Consider the following 13,914-nt stretch of genomic DNA (forward strand, 5'->3'; position numbering starts at 1 on the left):
TTGGGTAACCCTGTTTGGGGGTATGAATGTGCAGGTCAGGCGACCAGCGCCATGCGGTCCGGGTCGGCATACCGGTCGATCGGCTCACCCGTGATGCACTCCACGAGCGCGCACAACAAGACCTCGGCGGCCGGGGGCGTCACCGCGTTCCCGTACTGCTTGACCTGCTGCCGCTTCGACCCGAGCACCCGGTAGTCGTCCGCGAACGCCATCGCCCTGCCGATCTCATGCGGTTGCAGCATCCGGAAGAGGATCTTGGAGATGTCGTACTCGCCGTTCTCCAGGAGCGCGTACCGGTCCCGCGTCGGCAGGGCGCCGATCGGCTCGTGCGCGGTGCGGGCCTGCCCGTTGCCGTAGTACGGCATCAGCAGCGGCGGGGTCACCAGACCGTGGTGGTTGCCGCCGGCCGTCACCGCGTGGAGCGGCTGCCGGATGTGGCGGGCCTTCTCCTTGTCGCCGCCTCCGCGCATGGGCACCACGAACGGGGCGTACGCGATGGCGGTCTCGGCCCGCGACGTCTGGGTACGCAGCGGCATGCCCAGAGGCATCGCCTTCTTGCCGTCGCGGCCCTCGCACGGGATCAGCAGCGGCGGGACCACCAGGGCGTCGCCCTCGGTCGTCGTCCGCGTGGGCATCGGCACGTCCACGCTGCTCGCGCCGTTGCGCCAGGTGCCGCCGGTGGGCACGAGCAGCGGCGAGGCCCCGGGGACCGGCACCGCTTCGTCGTCGCCGAACAGCGAGCCCTGGCCGTCGAAGTCGTCAGTGCCGCCGAACTGCGGCCAGTACCGGGCGACCCCGGCCCGGATGCGTGTCATGGTCGCCGGGGCCAGGCCCTCGGGGCAGTCCTTGCTCTTGGGGCGGCTGCCGATCGGCGTGCCCTTGATGCTCCAGTCGATCGCCGCTGCGGCGGGCAGCGTCTCGGGCTCGACGATGGCCCGGCAGGTTTTCCTCGGGCAGCGGTAGTCGTACGCTTGCCGGTAGCGGCCCATGTCCCGGCCCGGCTTGCGGAACACCTGGAGCGCGGCCACGACTTCGTCGCAGTCTGCACACCAAGCCCTCGGCCTGAGCCACTTGTCCCAGTTGGGTTCGCGGCCGAGGCTACTGTGCCAGTACGCCACGTACAGCCGGTCGCGGCTCTGCGGGGCTCGATGCACGCTGCGCGGATCGGCGTGCATCGAGTTGAGCGCGATCACCTTCGTGCGGTAGCCGAGCTTGTGGAACTCGGCGATCCACCGATCCCACTCGGCCCACGCTCGGACGTCGACCACGTTCTCGACCACACCCGCTTTAACCAGCCGCCCGCGTTCGATCACGCCGCGCAGGTAGAGGGGCACCTCCTCCATCAGCGCACGGCTTTCCTTCTCCTCCTCGGTGGGGCCGTCGGGGTCGCCGTCGCCGGCTGTTCGGAACTTGTCCGCCTCCTCGTCCGCGTACAGCTCCAGCAGGTCGCCCTGCACCGCCTTCGCGAAGCTGCGCTTCTGGCCCTTGGCGATGCTCCAGTTCGTGCACTCCGGAGATCCCCAGTGCAGGTCAGCGACCGGCCACGACCAGACCGGGGCGCGGCGGATGTCCCCCGTGTAGTGCGCGACGCCGGGGAAGTTGAACATGTGGGACTTGATCGCCTGCTTCCAGTGGTTCGCAGCGAAGGACACCCGGAGCCCGGGCACCTTCGCCGCCGCCTGGCTGGAGCCGCCTGCGCCACAGAACCAGTCCTGAACCGTGAGGTCTGTGCCGTCGTGTAGGTACGCCATCGCTCTCTGGCCTTCCTGGTGGTGAGGTTCATCGCTGCTGTCATCCGGGCGGGGCGGGGATTCCCGCCCCGCGCCCGCCCGGGGATCGGTCAGGCCAGCGGCAGAGCCGCTGCTGCCGCGAGGTTGATGCGCCACACGCGCCGGCCGTCGCGGTGGTCCGGCAGGCGCTCGCTGATCGGCTCCCAGACCTCGCGGTTGCTGTCGTCGAGGTAGGGCGTCCACTCGTTCATGTCGAAGACCTCGTTGGCGGCGTCGTCGACGACGTCTGCGAACGCGGTGCGCTCGCCGGACACCGGCCAGTACCAGCCGGTGGCGAACAGGGAGCCGTCGCCGCTCACGGCGACCTCGACCCACTCGGCGTCGAACGGGGCGTCGTGGTCGCGGTCGGTCAGGACGTCGCGGACCGCTGCGGCGGTGATGACGCACATGACGCGGCCGAGGCGCTGCGCAGCCGCTTGGCTCGCCTTCAGTGCCGAGTCGACGGCTTGGCCCATGTCGGGGCCTTCTGGCAGCGGGTAGGACTTCGCTTCGGGTTCGTTGTGCACGGTGATCCTTCTTCCGGGCAGGGGTCGGGCCGGGGCGGCACGAGGGCCGCCCCGGCAGTGGGCACAGGGGGGTTACGCGGCGGGGAAGAACAGCAGGTGCGCGTCGATGTCCTCCTGGCCGTCGACCGGCTTCCAGCCGCACGCGGCCAGGTCCTCGGTCGTCGGCTCGTACGCGAGTACAACCGACAGCCGGTCGATGACGACCTGCGTCTTGTCGGCGGGGATGCTGATGCTCCGCGTGCGAACGCCTTCATCGCTGGTCGTGAACCAGAGCAGCCGCCGGGGGCTGATGCGCGAGGCGACGACACCGGTCGCGCCCGGAACGGCATCGCGGCTCACCTCGGCCAGGGTCGGCACGTAGTCGGTCAGGAGCTTCCGCCGAGCTTCGGTGAACCGCTCGCGGATCGTCTCCAGAGGGCCGTCGCCGGCCGGTTCGGCATCCAGCGGCCCGAACACGATCCGGTGCAGGCCCGGGCCGATCTCCCGGGCGAGGCGCCAGCCGCCCATCTCCAGCTCGATCGGATCGCGCCCGAAGTCGAGTGCCTTGCGCAGCAGTTCGTCGCCCTCGCCCAGCGTCTCGGTGTCGAACGGTCCGTACTCGTCCTCGCCGTCGTCCTCGGTTTCGCTCGGCCAGTCGTTGCCACTGGCGGAGGCGACCGCCTGGATGTGGCCGAGGCCGTGGAGGTCAACGATCGCGGCGAGCGCGTCGGGCATCTGGGAACGCCCGACTTCGCCGATACGGCGCGCGGTGGCGTCGAGCATCCCGACCCAGGCGTTGAACGCGGCCTTCTTGCTGTAGAACAGCGGGCCGTCCTCAACGATGTACCAGGTCCACTCATACCCGCCGATCCAGTACAGGCCGTTCTTGTCGGGCTCGACGACGTTCGCCGCGCTGCCGGGCTCGTCGCCGAGGTACTGCCAGCGGATGTGCAGCACAACAGGGACGGGGCCGCCCTCGATGACCTTGATCTGGTCGGTGCAGTCGTGGCCGAACTCCTCGGCCATCTCTTCGGTGTGCGCGGCAAGTTGGCACACGGCTTCGATGGCGAAGCCAGGGTTGACCCAGCCGTTCCACCGCTCGGTCGGGTCCACCACGGCCGGGTAGGCGTGCTCGTCGTCGACGCACACGAAGGTGCTGATCACAGCCATCGCTGCTCTCCTTGGGTGAGGTTCTTCGCTGCTTCCGGGCGGGCGGGGATTCCCGGCCCGCGCCCGCCCGGAGGTGGCCCGCTGCTACTGCTCGGGCTTGTACGGGATCTGCGGGTGAATGCCGTCGGGGCCGAACGCGTACCAGCGCCAGGCGAGTCCGCCGACCGGCCAGAGCCAGTCGCCGGCGTCCTCGGGGTCGTCGTCCTGGTCCTCGTCCTCGCGGTGTCGGATCGGCTCGACGATCGTCGTGGCCTTTGCGACGCCCTTGGACTCGATGTCCATCCAGGTCACGACGACTACCAAGGCGGGCGGCTTGCCGTCCGCGTCGCCGTCGACGACGTGCACGGTGTCGATCGAGTCGTGCCCGAACTCCTTCGCGGCAGCCTGCGTGTTCGCGGCCAGCTCCCGCACGGTGTCCAGGTCGAAGTACGGCTTCACGTACCCCTCGTCATCGCACTCGGCCGGGTCGGTGGCCGCCGGGTACTTGTCCCTGTCGTTGTTGCTGACCATGACGCGGTGCACGGTCTCTCCCTTCGCTCATGGGTCGGGGCGGGTCTGGCACTGTTCGTGCCAGCCCGCCCCGGTCGAATGCCGCGGTCAGAACAGGGACGGCGGCGGCGTCGGCTTCGGCGTGGGCGAGGCGCCCAGCTCGGGCACCGGCTCGCCGGTCTCCTCGGTCCACCAGCGGCCGAACATCGTGCGGTGGCACCAGTTGCCGGGCTTGCTGAGCTTGTCGAAGCACAGCAGCACGACCGGCACCTCCAGATCGTTCGCTCCGGCGATGGCGGTCAGTTCTTCGCGGATCGCGTCGACGCCCCGCTCGGCCAGCAGCCGCCGGTAGGCCCACTCGTACGCGTCCTCGGCCTCGATCTTCAGCAGAGTCCGTGTGGGCGTCACGGAGCGCGCGATGCCGCCGAGCTGGTAGGCGAGGGGGAATCGCGGATGGCCGACCGTGGTGCGCACGGGAGTGCCCATGGCGGGGGTGAATTCCTGGTACGTGCAGGTCGCCAACTTGATCTGTTGGGTCACGTTGATCTCTTTCTGTTGTGCCTTTCCGGCCGGACCCGATGGCCCGGCCGGAGGACGTTAGCCGCGACAGATGCAGGTCTCGCGGGACTCGGAGGCCGTGCCGTAGAGCCGGCTGGAGAGCCGCAGGATGCGGCTCGTGAGCTGGCAGAGGTCCGAGTTCTCGTCTCTCTTCTCCTGTGCGGTGAGGGTGTCGCGGAGCCAGGGCAGGAGGAGCCGCATTTCCTCGCCGGTGAGGAGGAAGAGGTCGCCTTCCTGAACTGCCTTGGTGGTCTCGTTGTCCATGGGGCTCCCTTGGTGGTGAGGTGATGAGAACAAGATCAAGTCTATTGGGTACCCAATAGTCCAACCAGTGGAACGGCCATGGAAATACGGGGAGTTAGGCCGCCGCGAACAGGTCGAGCTGGCGCGGCTGCCGCAGGAGCCAGTCGTACGTCGGGAGCCGGCTGCCCGCGTACCCGGGCAGGAAGAGCAGGCACGTGCGGACGTTGGTCCCGCACACCGCGAACGCGTCCTCGGGCAGGGCCTCGATCTCCCCGCCGACCTCTTCGACCATCTCGCGGAACTCGGCCGTCGCCTTGTCGCTCCACCACATCAGCCCGTTGGACATGACGGAGACGAGAATCCCGTCGTCCCTCATGAACCCCAGCGCGTGCTTGATGTGGTCGAGCCCGCCCGCGAACGGCGGGTTCATCACCACCCGGTCGAAGCCCTCCTCCGCGTAGTCCAGCGGGTCCAGGTCGAGGAAGTCACCGTGCACCACGCGGCGGCAGTCGCCTTGCTCGCGCAGGACCTCGGTCCGGCGGGCGTCCAGCTCGACGGCGTCCACGACGCCGCCGCGCCGGGCGATCTCGCTCGTCATCGCTCCCGATCCGGCCGAGGGTTCCAGGACGGTCATCCCGGCGCAGATGCCCGCCAGGTCGCAGATCTGCATGACCAGACTCGGCGGAGTGGGGAACCACCCCTGCTCGTACCGGCTCGGGTACTCGCCGGCCGCGAGGCACTGACGCATGAACTCCTCGATCCGGTACGGGAAGACGTGCGCGCGGACCGCCTTGCGGTTGTCCCATCGGCCACCCATCTCCTTCAGGATCTCGTTCATTCGCCTCCAATCCGTCAGCTCGAACTGAAACGGGATGTGGACTCGGTCGTCTCGAATGATCGTGCGCGGGTCGGTGAGCACGCGCAGCACTTCGGGCGGGAACTGCATGGCACCTCCAGGTGCGGGGATCGGGACATGCCGGGGCGCAGTCGAGTCGCCCCGGCCTAACGGAACGTCAGGCCGCGGCCTCGGGGTTGATCTCGATGGCGCCCGCGCGGACGGCGGCGATGGCCTGGGCGTCGCGCAGGTTCTTGATCGCCTTCGTCGTCAGGTCACGCAGGTGCTCGATGCGCGTGCGGTATCCGGCGACGCCGCCGCCGACGCCCGCGAGGAGCACGGCCAGTTCGTCGGGGTCCGCGGCGACCAGCTCGGACAGGATCTCGCCGGCCGTGCTGAGCTTGTCGACGCGCTTGGTCAGCCGGTTCCGGTCCGCAACGATCCGCTCGCGCTCCTCCTCGGGCACGTCGTGCGCGCCGGGCAGCGCATCCTGCGCACCGGGCCGTCCGGGCGCGGCCGTCTCGTCGGCGAGGACGAAGAAGCTGCCCTGCGACGCCCGGCGCTCCTCTTCGGCGCGGCACGCGTTGACGAACGCCTCCGCGTCCCGCGTACTCGAGAACGCGCCGCGCAGGTACTTCGCGAGGAACCGGCTCTGGTTGTCGGCCGACAGCTTGGACACATACCAGGCCAGCGTGGGCGGCAAGTGGCCCTTGGACATGGCCTCCAGGGCGGTCGGGCACAGCTTCAGCAGGTCGATCCGCCACCCGATGTACGCGGCCGAGCGGCCGACGCCCTCGGCGACCTCTTCGATGGTGTAGCCGTCGTCCTCGACGAGCCGCTGGAACGCCTTGGCCTCTTCGATCTCGGTCATGTCGGCGCGGCTCACGTTCTCGGCGACGGCCTTCATCAGGATCGTGCGGTCGCCGTCCTTGATGCCGTGCTGCACGAGCGCGTCCAGCTCGGTCAAGCCAGCGATCTTCGCGGCCCGCCAGCGGCGCTCACCCATGATGAGCGTGTACCGGCGGCTGCCCGGGTTGTACCGCACGCTGATCGCCTGCTGCTGTCCGATCCGCTTCATGGAGCCGGCCAGCTCGTTCAGCTTGGCCTGGTCGAAGTGCTCACGCGGCTGCTTCGGGTCGCGGTCGATCCGGTCGACCGGGATGCGCTTCAGTACGGTGCGCACCTGCTCGGCCGTCTTCGCTGCCTGCTCGGCGACGACCTCGCGGCGCTTGCTGACCTTCGTCGGCTCGACGGTCTTCTTGGCCCGGGCCGGAGCGGCCGTCGTCGCCGTCTTCTTGGCGGGCGCCCTGCGCTTGGCGGGCTTCCTCGGGGTGTCGGTCTTGGTGGCGGTCATCGTCTGTTCCTCTCGGGTATGAGGAGCGGTCGGGTGGTGTGCGGATCTCCGATGGTCAGGACCAGAAGTCCCGCAGGTGCTCGGCGGGCGAGGGCCGGGCGACGCCGAGGCCGCGGGCCGTGGCCTCCTCGTCGACCGCGCACCAGGCCCAGAAGAAGCCGGGCGTCTCGTCGTCGCGGGCCTCGCGCTCGTGCGCGGCGGCCAGCAGTTCCTCGAACTGGGCGCCGGGCAGGTTGACGGTCATCTCCCGCACGCGGCGTGCGGCCAGCTCGCCGCGCTTGTCGCACTCGACGCCGCACGGCTGGCCGGGTTCGGCCTGGCAGATCAGGCACTCGTCGCCGAGGTCGTCGTTCTGGGTGTCGCGGCCGATCTTCACCAGTTCGTCGAAGGTGATCACGTCGCTGTCCTCTCTCTCGCTGCGCACATGCCGCACCCCCTCCCAACCGGTGTTGGGAGGGGGTGAACAAGATCAATTCTATTGGGTACCCAATAGCCCGTACAGTTGGTGAACCGCGAAAATCCACGAATTTTCGCAGGTCAGACGCCTACTCGACGGGGACCAGGCCGCGCTCCTCGACCTCGTCCTCGATCGCGAGCCACGCCCAGGAGAACCCAGGCTCGTCCTTGCCGAAGCCCCGCCGGTGCCGGGCCGCGTCCAGCAGCTCACGGAACTCCACGTCGCCCAGATCCGTGATCCGCTCCTTCACCGCCTGCCGCGCCTCACCGCCGCGGTGCTCGCAGTGCACCGTGCACGGCTGGCCGGCCGCAGCGCCGCAGTCCAGGCAGTCGTCCTCGGTGTGGTACGCCGGAGTCTCGCGGCCGATCCGCACCAGCTCGTCGATGTCGATCACGACAGCTCCTCCTGCTTCGGCTCGCCGTCCTTGGCCGGGGCGGGCACGATCGCGGTGACCTCGCCCCAGCCCCGGCGGGGTTTCCACTTCCCGCTGCGCTCGTATCCGCGCTCGGCCAGCAGCTCGTCCACCTGCTTCATCAGATTCCGCGACCAGGTCGCCCGGTGGTACTTCTCCCCCTCCGGGGCGGTGATCGTCTCCGGCTTGTGGTCGGGGTGCGGCTGGCTGTTGCCGTTCAGCCACGTCAGCGTGGCCTCACTGGCGCCCAATTCGCACTCGACCAGCACCCGCTTCGGGATCTTCGGGTCGCTGCGCTTCTTCGGCGCCTTCGGCCTGGCCTTCTTCGCCTCCGCCTGTTCCCGGCGGACGTCCTCGGCCGGGTACTGCGCCGACGCTTCGCCGACCGACCTGGCGCCGGGCACCTTGCCGTCGGCGAGGAACGCAGCCATCGCCTTCTCCGGGCAGCGGGCGCGCGCGTTCGTGTAGTCGACGGTGAACGTGCCGACCCGGCCGTCGTCGAACGTCGCGTCTTCCAGGGTCATCACCTGCTTCGGCGCGAGGCGCAGGTTCCACGCGATCGACAGCGTCTTGGGGTTGACCCGCGCGATCTGGTACCAGGTGCGGCGGCTGAGCACGAAGTCCCCGGGCGCGAAGTCCTCCGGCCGCCAGATCTTCACGCCGTCCGCTTCGGCCTTGGCGACGACCTCCTCCCAGTGGGCGATCTCCTCCCGCAGGTCGCGCATGATCCGACCGTCCCGGTCGGTGGGTGGGACGTCGTCGGCAACGGGACCGCCGTTGCGGCGCTCGATGACGCGCAGTTCGGCCCGCAGCTTCTCCAGCCTGCGCAGCGTCCGGTACGGGTCGTTGCGGTGCTGCTCGTAGGCGGCTGCGGCGCCCGCCCGGTGCTGGAAGTGACCGGCACGGTCCGCGTCCTCGAAGCTCTTGCGCATGTTGGTGTCGATGCGGGCGGCGTCGCGGCGTGCCTTCCCCTCGGAATGGTGCCCGACGAGGATCGGCTGCCCGAACTCGAACCGGCGGGAAATGTCGTCCGCTCTCGCGCGGCGCGCGTTCGAGGAGCGGGCCGCGTTGTCGGCGTAGCCCTCGAACCGCTCGACGCGCTCCTCGGCACGCTCGACCCGGTCGGCTTCGGCCTCGGCGAAGGTCCGCCGTGTCTCCTCGTCGATCTCGACGGTCACGGAGTGCCCGTCTGCCTCCAGGGCCAGCTTCGCCCTGTTGATCCGCCAGAGGTCGGCCTCCTTGTCGCGGGAGTGCGGTACGTACAGGCCGACGTTGCGGGAGGAGCGGAAGCCGTGGTGGCGGACGACATCCCAAACGCCGTCCCCCTTCACGGAGCCGTCGATGAGCGTTCCTTCCAGTCTGCTGTGCGTGATCGTGATGTCCGCCATGGGGCGAACTCCTTCCGGTTGCTGGTCGAGGCAGAGCCGGTCGGCCCCGCCCAGACGGGTGGTCAGGTGTGGCGGCGCGGGACGACCGGCGGCCCCCACACCGCCGGGGACTTCTCGGAGTGCCAGGCGTCGGCGTGGCCGCGGCGGGCCTCGTCGTTGTCGGGGACCGAGGTCCCGCAGGCGCATACGACGACCGGCTCGGTGGCCGGGCCGTCCGTGCGCTGCGCGTCGAGCTGGGCGCGGGCCTCCAGCCGGGCGTCCGCCCAGACGCGGATCAGGACGGCGCCCGCCTCGCCGGCTGCCTCGCCCGGCGTACGGTCGTGCTCGATCCCCTCCGGGTAGGTGAGGGCGATCAGCTCCAGTGCGCTGTCCCGCGTGAACTGCTCGACCAGGTCCTTCAACCGCAGGTGCGGCCAGGTGTGGTGGAGGGCCTTCGCCGCCAGCGCCGCGATCTTGCCGGTGGCCTCTCCGAGCTGTTCGACCTGGTCGGGGGTGAGCTGCTGTGTGGGCATGGGTGCACCTCTCTCGAACGGTGGGGAGGGGCGGGGCCGGTCGGCCCCGCCGAGCGGGCGTCCGGTCAGCCCGCGATGATCGCCTCGCCGAGGCTGGTGAGCGTCACCGCCTGGCCCTCGCGCAGCTCGGCGGAGGTGTCCACCACGGCCCAGCCCTGCCTGACCGCCCAGTCGATGCGGTCGGGGGTCGGCGCGGTGGTGCCCTGGCGGTTCTCGGTGCGAACGCCGCCGTCGAGGACGTGCGCCTCCTTGAGTACGACGCCGGTCTCCTTGATGGCCCGCAGGACCGCGCGCTGACCCTCGGTCGTCTCCGGGACCTCGACCGGGGTGCCGGCCAGGTCGCTGTCCTCGTCGATCTCGATGGTGTCCACCACGTCGAGGAAGCGGCGCAGCCCGTCCTGCTCGGCCAGGCGCGCGCTGTTGGCGACCATGCTGGTGCTCATGCCCATCCCGTAGGAGAGAAGGACTTCCAGCACTTCGGCCTTCTGCTTGGCCAGGCCCTCGCGGACCCCGTGGCGCTCCACGCGCTTCATGAGCTGCCGCCAGGGCGTCGCGTTCGCGGATTCCCTGAACGTGCCGTCGATCTGCATGGTGAGGTCGGTGGCGGGCGCGTTCGCGAGCGCTTCGGCCAGCGCGGTGCGCGCCTTCTCGTCGGCCTCGATATGGACCTCGGCGCGGTCGGTGAGGCGCTTCAGAGCGGTCGCGGCGTCCATCTCGTGTCCTTTCGGGGTGGTTTGTTGAACTACATACATCATTCCACAAATCGACTTGGGTAAATCCATTTGGGCACCTGGATCGCGACGGAATATCAGGCCCTTGGCCTGCGAAAACACGACTAGCGGGACCTTGATCGTCAGAGCTATTGGGTACCCAATAGCATGAGGCTATGGATCACGATCAGCTCCCCGAGCCGTACGCCTACCTGGCCCGCCTCGCCGACGGCGAACCAACCCTCTCCCAGGCCGAGGCGCTGACCCGGGCGCTGGAGAACGTGCCCGCGCTCCAGCGCTGGCTAAAGACCGAGCGAGGCCGGGTCGTCACCGAACTCCGCCACACGCACAGCCGCGACGAGATCGCCCAGCGCATCAACTGCAAGCCCCAGCGGGTCAGCGACATCATCCAGGGCCACTCACGGCAGCCCGGCCCCCGCCGTACGGTCCAGCCCGACTCCTGACCCACCGCCCGGCGAGACCCCGATACGCGCGAAGGCGCCCCGCACTCTGTTGTGCGGGACGCCTTCGTCGTCGTGCGCGCCGGGTCAGGCGCAGGGCTTGACCTGTTCCCGGAGGTCGCCGACATCCTCGTACCCGATCTCGGTGGAGACAGATGTGTCCGCGCGGTCCTCGTCATTCCACTCCTGGGCGTAGACCGGTTCGTCGACGCGGAGAAGGAGTTCGTCGCCGTCCCGGGTCACGGTGATCGCACCAGTGCGGCGCGTGCCGTTCCAGTCCTTCCACCCGTTGTGCGCGGTGACCTGGTCCAGGGCCGCCAGGATGAACGGAGCGTGCGCGGCCGGGACGCTCAGGGTCTGGCGGTCGACGCGCCGCGCGCCAGGCGTCGCCGTGGGGCCGCTGACCGTGAGGTAGAACGACTCGCTGCGGATCTCCGTCCGGTACGGCCCCATCGTGGTCGTGGGCTCCTGGATGGCTCCCATGGTCGGCTCCTTGCTCCTGGTGAATGCGGTCAGGCTATCCGGCGGAGGCAGCCGTACGGCTGCATTCACCCACGCCCGCCGCGGAGGCGAAGAGGTCGAGCTGTTCGACCGCGTCGGGCGCGGCGGGCAGCGGCGGCAGCTCCGGGGTGCGCAGCGCTGGCGTGCGGGGGACCTCCGGCCGTTCCTGCGGTGACTCGGCGTCGGCGCGCAGCTCGTCGACCAGTTCCGGGTCGAGGTGGTGCCGCGCGATCTCCTCGGCGGTGGGCACCCAGCCGGGAGGGCGTCGCCGGCCGAGCCGGTGGGTGATGCCCTGGACCCGCGCCCACACCGCATACAGGCGCTCGTCCCGGGCCTCCCACGCGTGCAGCCGTTCCAGCGCCGCGTACAGGGCTTCCCGCTCTTCGGCCCGCCGCCGCTCGTCCTCGGCCGCGGCGGCGGCCCGGCGGGCGGCTTCCTCCCCGCCGAGCAGGGGCCGCAGCGACGCCTGCCGCTCCTCGCTGCGGTCCCGCTCGACCGGGGCCGGACGTCACCGGCGCCACAGCCGCAGCGCTTCCCGGCCGTCGGCCGTGACCGCGACGCGCTGGCCGTCGCGGGTGAGAAACCCGGCGCGCAGCAGCGGTACGAGACGGCCGTCCGCGACGGTACGCCCGGCCTGCCCGGGGCGGGGGTGCTCGCGGAGCACGCCGTCCGGGCCGTACCGGAGCTGCCCGGCGTCGGCCGCGGCGACCAGTTCCGCCTGGCGGGTCGACCACTGGAGGGCGCGCGCCCGCGCATTGCCGCCCATCACCGGCCGTCGTTCTCGGCCATCCGCACCACGAGCGGCCACGCTGCTGCCGCCGCCGCGTCACGGGCCTGGTTGTACTCGGCCTGCCGGTCGGGGAGCACGACGCCCTCGCGGGTCATGCCGTACGTCTTCGACTCGAACTCGGTGACGGTCTCGGCCGCCTGGTCGGCGAGGTCGTCGAGCGCTTCCTGGCGCGCGAACTCCCCGCGCAAGTCGGTCCAGAAGTAACCGCACCCGGGCTCGGGCGCGCCCTCGAAGGACAGCGCACCGACCACGTACGCGTCCGGGCTCTCCTGCTCGACCATGAACCACGCCAAGACCTTCGCCCAGGCCAGCGCGGTGCTGTACTCCTTCACCAGGTACCTGTACGGCGGCTTGCCCTCGTACCGCCCGGGACCGGCCACGGCCACGGTGAAGTCCCGGGCCGTCTGCTTGTAGTCGTACGGCAGCTCGTACAGCGAGCCGCGCCCGGCGACCTCGTCGACCGGATGCCCGGCGAACTCCGGCGTCTCCCCGGCCGCCGGGGCGGGGCCGCCTTCATCCGGCCGCTCATCCAACTCGGCCTTGGTGCGCAGCTCGTTGAGGAGCTGGAGCTGCTTGCCGATGTTGAGCCCGGTCAACGGCGCCTTGGCGTGCGGCCACACCGTACGGACAGCACGCACGTAGGCGGAGCCGGCGAGGACGGTGACCTCGCGGGCGTGCTCGATACCCAACAACCTGGCCTGCGCGGCGAGGACCCGGTCCGACACGGCAGACCTGTTCCCGAACTGCGCGTCGTACGGCTCCAGCACCTTGTCGACCGGCGCGAGCCCGTGGCGGGCACTGAGGATGAGGACCAGGTCGTCGTCCCCGGCGAGCGCGGCGGCGGTCCGCCAGCAGGCGCGGAAGTACGAGCCGCGGTACAGCTCGCGGGCCGGTGCCGCGTGGTCGAGCTTCTTGCCGGAGCAGGGGATCACGTAGACGTGTCCCGTGCGGGCCTTGTGCGGAGCGGTGACCATCGGGGGTCCTCCGTCGGTGAGTTGGGTGTGTCTGGACGCTGTCCGGGCAGGTGGCGCGGGTGTCCGGCCGACTGTCCGGGCAGCGCCCGGACACGTCCGTGGACATGTCCGGGGCGTGTCCGGGCCGTTCAGGCGGTTGCCGGGGCCGGGGTCGTCAGGTCGCGCACGAACTCGGTGCAGACCTCGGTGCGGTGGCCGGTGATGTGCCGCCGGGCCTCGGTGCGGTCGCCGCAGTGGCGGGCGAAGCCGCACGAGCAGATCGCGACGCTGGCCGCCGAGTACCGCCTCGCTCCGCCGCCGGCCGGGTAGTACCAGCCGCCCGGGTCGGTGGTCCGGGTGCAGTGGTCGCGGGCGAACAGCCCTATCTGCGCGGTGAGGCTCGGCCGGACGCGGTTGCGGTCGTCGACGACGACCAGTCCGCGCGCACGCAGCCGGGCGGTCGCCCCCTGCGGGATGCGCCAGATCCCGCCGGTTATGACCCGGTTGACCGGGTCGTACTCGGCGTCGCGCGACTGGACGAGCAGCAGGTCGTCGCACGTGGACTCGGTCAGGGCGCGGCCGACGGGCAGCTCGGGAGTGAAGACGATCGAGCGCGGGGCGGTGACGACGGTCTCGCCGGGGCCGAAGCTGCCCGCGGTCCATGAGATGGTCGCGCCGCCGTCGCGCGTGAGGTCGATCGCGTAGCCGCGCCGCAGGGCGCGGGCCAGCAGGGTCAGCGCGTGCTGCTCGCTGGCGGTGCCCTCGGTCGTGCCGCCGGAGTGCGTGATGCTTTCGCGGAACATCGG

At 70.5% G+C, this 13,914-nt stretch carries 19 protein-coding genes; 1 reads left to right on the forward strand and 18 read right to left on the reverse strand.

Going from position 1 to position 13,914, the window contains the following annotated elements; translation table 11 throughout:
• Positions 1 to 35: 35 nt before the first annotated feature.
• From E0L36_RS21905 to E0L36_RS21965, 13 genes are all read right to left on the reverse strand, one after another.
• Complete coding sequence (locus tag E0L36_RS21905) at positions 36 to 1,751, reverse strand: DNA cytosine methyltransferase (protein ID WP_180931008.1); 1,716 nt, start codon at positions 1,749 to 1,751, stop codon at positions 36 to 38.
• A gap of 89 nt (positions 1,752 to 1,840) precedes the next feature.
• The gene (locus E0L36_RS21910) at positions 1,841 to 2,296 is read right to left on the reverse strand and encodes a hypothetical protein (RefSeq protein ID WP_180931010.1); all 456 of its coding nucleotides are present in this window, start codon (positions 2,294 to 2,296) and stop codon (positions 1,841 to 1,843) included.
• A gap of 72 nt (positions 2,297 to 2,368) precedes the next feature.
• On the reverse strand, positions 2,369 to 3,445 hold the full coding sequence (locus tag E0L36_RS21915) for a hypothetical protein (protein WP_180931012.1): 1,077 nt from the start codon (positions 3,443 to 3,445) through the stop codon (positions 2,369 to 2,371).
• 84 nt (positions 3,446 to 3,529) lie between these two features.
• The gene (locus E0L36_RS21920; protein ID WP_180931014.1) at positions 3,530 to 3,967 is read right to left on the reverse strand and encodes a hypothetical protein; all 438 of its coding nucleotides are present in this window, start codon (positions 3,965 to 3,967) and stop codon (positions 3,530 to 3,532) included.
• A 75-nt stretch (positions 3,968 to 4,042) separates the two neighbouring features.
• Complete coding sequence (locus E0L36_RS21925; RefSeq protein WP_180931016.1) at positions 4,043 to 4,474, reverse strand: hypothetical protein; 432 nt, start codon at positions 4,472 to 4,474, stop codon at positions 4,043 to 4,045.
• A gap of 57 nt (positions 4,475 to 4,531) precedes the next feature.
• Entirely contained in the window at positions 4,532 to 4,756 is a 225-nt protein-coding gene (locus tag E0L36_RS21930) for a hypothetical protein (RefSeq protein ID WP_180931018.1), read from the reverse strand.
• Positions 4,757 to 4,850: 94 nt separating this feature from the next.
• Positions 4,851 to 5,681 (reverse strand): RsmD family RNA methyltransferase, encoded by an 831-nt coding sequence (locus tag E0L36_RS21935; protein WP_180931020.1) that lies wholly within the window; start codon positions 5,679 to 5,681, stop codon positions 4,851 to 4,853.
• Positions 5,682 to 5,748: 67 nt separating this feature from the next.
• A complete protein-coding gene (locus E0L36_RS21940; RefSeq protein ID WP_180931022.1) occupies positions 5,749 to 6,924 on the reverse strand; it encodes a ParB/RepB/Spo0J family partition protein in 1,176 nt (391 codons plus the stop codon).
• A 55-nt stretch (positions 6,925 to 6,979) separates the two neighbouring features.
• Positions 6,980 to 7,348 carry a hypothetical protein gene (locus E0L36_RS21945; protein ID WP_180931023.1) on the reverse strand — a complete coding sequence of 123 codons (369 nt, stop codon included), beginning with the start codon at positions 7,346 to 7,348 and terminating at the stop codon, positions 6,980 to 6,982.
• A 121-nt stretch (positions 7,349 to 7,469) separates the two neighbouring features.
• The gene (locus E0L36_RS21950; RefSeq protein WP_180931025.1) at positions 7,470 to 7,775 is read right to left on the reverse strand and encodes a hypothetical protein; all 306 of its coding nucleotides are present in this window, start codon (positions 7,773 to 7,775) and stop codon (positions 7,470 to 7,472) included.
• Positions 7,772 to 9,181: a DUF3560 domain-containing protein gene (locus tag E0L36_RS21955; protein WP_180931027.1), complete on the reverse strand. Its 1,410-nt coding sequence runs from the start codon at positions 9,179 to 9,181 to the stop codon at positions 7,772 to 7,774. The genes E0L36_RS21950 and E0L36_RS21955 overlap by 4 nt, the downstream gene beginning before the upstream one ends.
• A 62-nt stretch (positions 9,182 to 9,243) precedes the next feature.
• On the reverse strand, positions 9,244 to 9,693 hold the full coding sequence (locus E0L36_RS21960) for a hypothetical protein (protein WP_180931029.1): 450 nt from the start codon (positions 9,691 to 9,693) through the stop codon (positions 9,244 to 9,246).
• A 65-nt stretch (positions 9,694 to 9,758) separates the two neighbouring features.
• The gene (locus E0L36_RS21965) at positions 9,759 to 10,406 is read right to left on the reverse strand and encodes a hypothetical protein (protein ID WP_180931031.1); all 648 of its coding nucleotides are present in this window, start codon (positions 10,404 to 10,406) and stop codon (positions 9,759 to 9,761) included.
• Between the two features lie 173 nt (positions 10,407 to 10,579).
• Here E0L36_RS21965 and E0L36_RS21970 point away from each other — a divergent pair, with 173 nt between their 5' ends.
• A complete protein-coding gene (locus tag E0L36_RS21970; protein WP_180931033.1) occupies positions 10,580 to 10,867 on the forward strand; it encodes a sigma-70 family RNA polymerase sigma factor in 288 nt (95 codons plus the stop codon).
• An 84-nt stretch (positions 10,868 to 10,951) separates the two neighbouring features.
• Here the strand turns inward: E0L36_RS21970 and E0L36_RS21975 are convergent, their stop codons facing one another.
• The 5 genes from E0L36_RS21975 to E0L36_RS21995 form a co-directional block, all read right to left on the reverse strand.
• Complete coding sequence (locus tag E0L36_RS21975; protein ID WP_180931035.1) at positions 10,952 to 11,347, reverse strand: hypothetical protein; 396 nt, start codon at positions 11,345 to 11,347, stop codon at positions 10,952 to 10,954.
• Between the two features lie 34 nt (positions 11,348 to 11,381).
• On the reverse strand, positions 11,382 to 11,675 hold the full coding sequence (locus E0L36_RS21980) for a hypothetical protein (protein WP_180931037.1): 294 nt from the start codon (positions 11,673 to 11,675) through the stop codon (positions 11,382 to 11,384).
• Between the two features lie 198 nt (positions 11,676 to 11,873).
• Positions 11,874 to 12,131: a hypothetical protein gene (locus E0L36_RS21985; protein WP_180931038.1), complete on the reverse strand. Its 258-nt coding sequence runs from the start codon at positions 12,129 to 12,131 to the stop codon at positions 11,874 to 11,876.
• Positions 12,131 to 13,129 carry a DUF6884 domain-containing protein gene (locus E0L36_RS21990; RefSeq protein ID WP_180931039.1) on the reverse strand — a complete coding sequence of 333 codons (999 nt, stop codon included), beginning with the start codon at positions 13,127 to 13,129 and terminating at the stop codon, positions 12,131 to 12,133. Before E0L36_RS21990 ends, E0L36_RS21985 begins: the two co-directional genes overlap by 1 nt.
• 128 nt (positions 13,130 to 13,257) lie before the next feature.
• Positions 13,258 to 13,911: a hypothetical protein gene (locus E0L36_RS21995; protein WP_180931040.1), complete on the reverse strand. Its 654-nt coding sequence runs from the start codon at positions 13,909 to 13,911 to the stop codon at positions 13,258 to 13,260.
• Positions 13,912 to 13,914 lie beyond the last annotated feature (3 nt).

The sequence above is a fragment of the Streptomyces sp. AJS327 genome (assembly GCF_013450295.1).
Lineage (GTDB): Bacteria > Actinomycetota > Actinomycetes > Streptomycetales > Streptomycetaceae > Streptomyces.

Bases quoted from the DNA above. Each gene is read 5' to 3' on its own strand.
- E0L36_RS21960 (WP_180931029.1), bottom strand. From the start codon at position 9,693: ATGCCCACACAGCAGCTCACCCCCGACCAGGTCGAACAGCTCGGAGAG.
- E0L36_RS21995 (WP_180931040.1), bottom strand. From the start codon at position 13,911: ATGTTCCGCGAAAGCATCACGCACTCCGGCGGCACGACCGAGGGCACC.
- E0L36_RS21940 (WP_180931022.1), bottom strand. From the start codon at position 6,924: ATGACCGCCACCAAGACCGACACCCCGAGGAAGCCCGCCAAGCGCAGG.
- E0L36_RS21965 (WP_180931031.1), bottom strand. From the start codon at position 10,406: ATGGACGCCGCGACCGCTCTGAAGCGCCTCACCGACCGCGCCGAGGTC.
- E0L36_RS21935 (WP_180931020.1), bottom strand. From the start codon at position 5,681: ATGCAGTTCCCGCCCGAAGTGCTGCGCGTGCTCACCGACCCGCGCACG.
- E0L36_RS21930 (WP_180931018.1), bottom strand. From the start codon at position 4,756: ATGGACAACGAGACCACCAAGGCAGTTCAGGAAGGCGACCTCTTCCTC.
- E0L36_RS21975 (WP_180931035.1), bottom strand. From the start codon at position 11,347: ATGGGAGCCATCCAGGAGCCCACGACCACGATGGGGCCGTACCGGACG.
- E0L36_RS21955 (WP_180931027.1), bottom strand. From the start codon at position 9,181: ATGGCGGACATCACGATCACGCACAGCAGACTGGAAGGAACGCTCATC.
- E0L36_RS21905 (WP_180931008.1), bottom strand. From the start codon at position 1,751: ATGGCGTACCTACACGACGGCACAGACCTCACGGTTCAGGACTGGTTC.
- E0L36_RS21970 (WP_180931033.1), top strand. From the start codon at position 10,580: ATGGATCACGATCAGCTCCCCGAGCCGTACGCCTACCTGGCCCGCCTC.
- E0L36_RS21915 (WP_180931012.1), bottom strand. From the start codon at position 3,445: ATGGCTGTGATCAGCACCTTCGTGTGCGTCGACGACGAGCACGCCTAC.
- E0L36_RS21990 (WP_180931039.1), bottom strand. From the start codon at position 13,129: ATGGTCACCGCTCCGCACAAGGCCCGCACGGGACACGTCTACGTGATC.
- E0L36_RS21985 (WP_180931038.1), bottom strand. From the start codon at position 12,131: ATGGGCGGCAATGCGCGGGCGCGCGCCCTCCAGTGGTCGACCCGCCAG.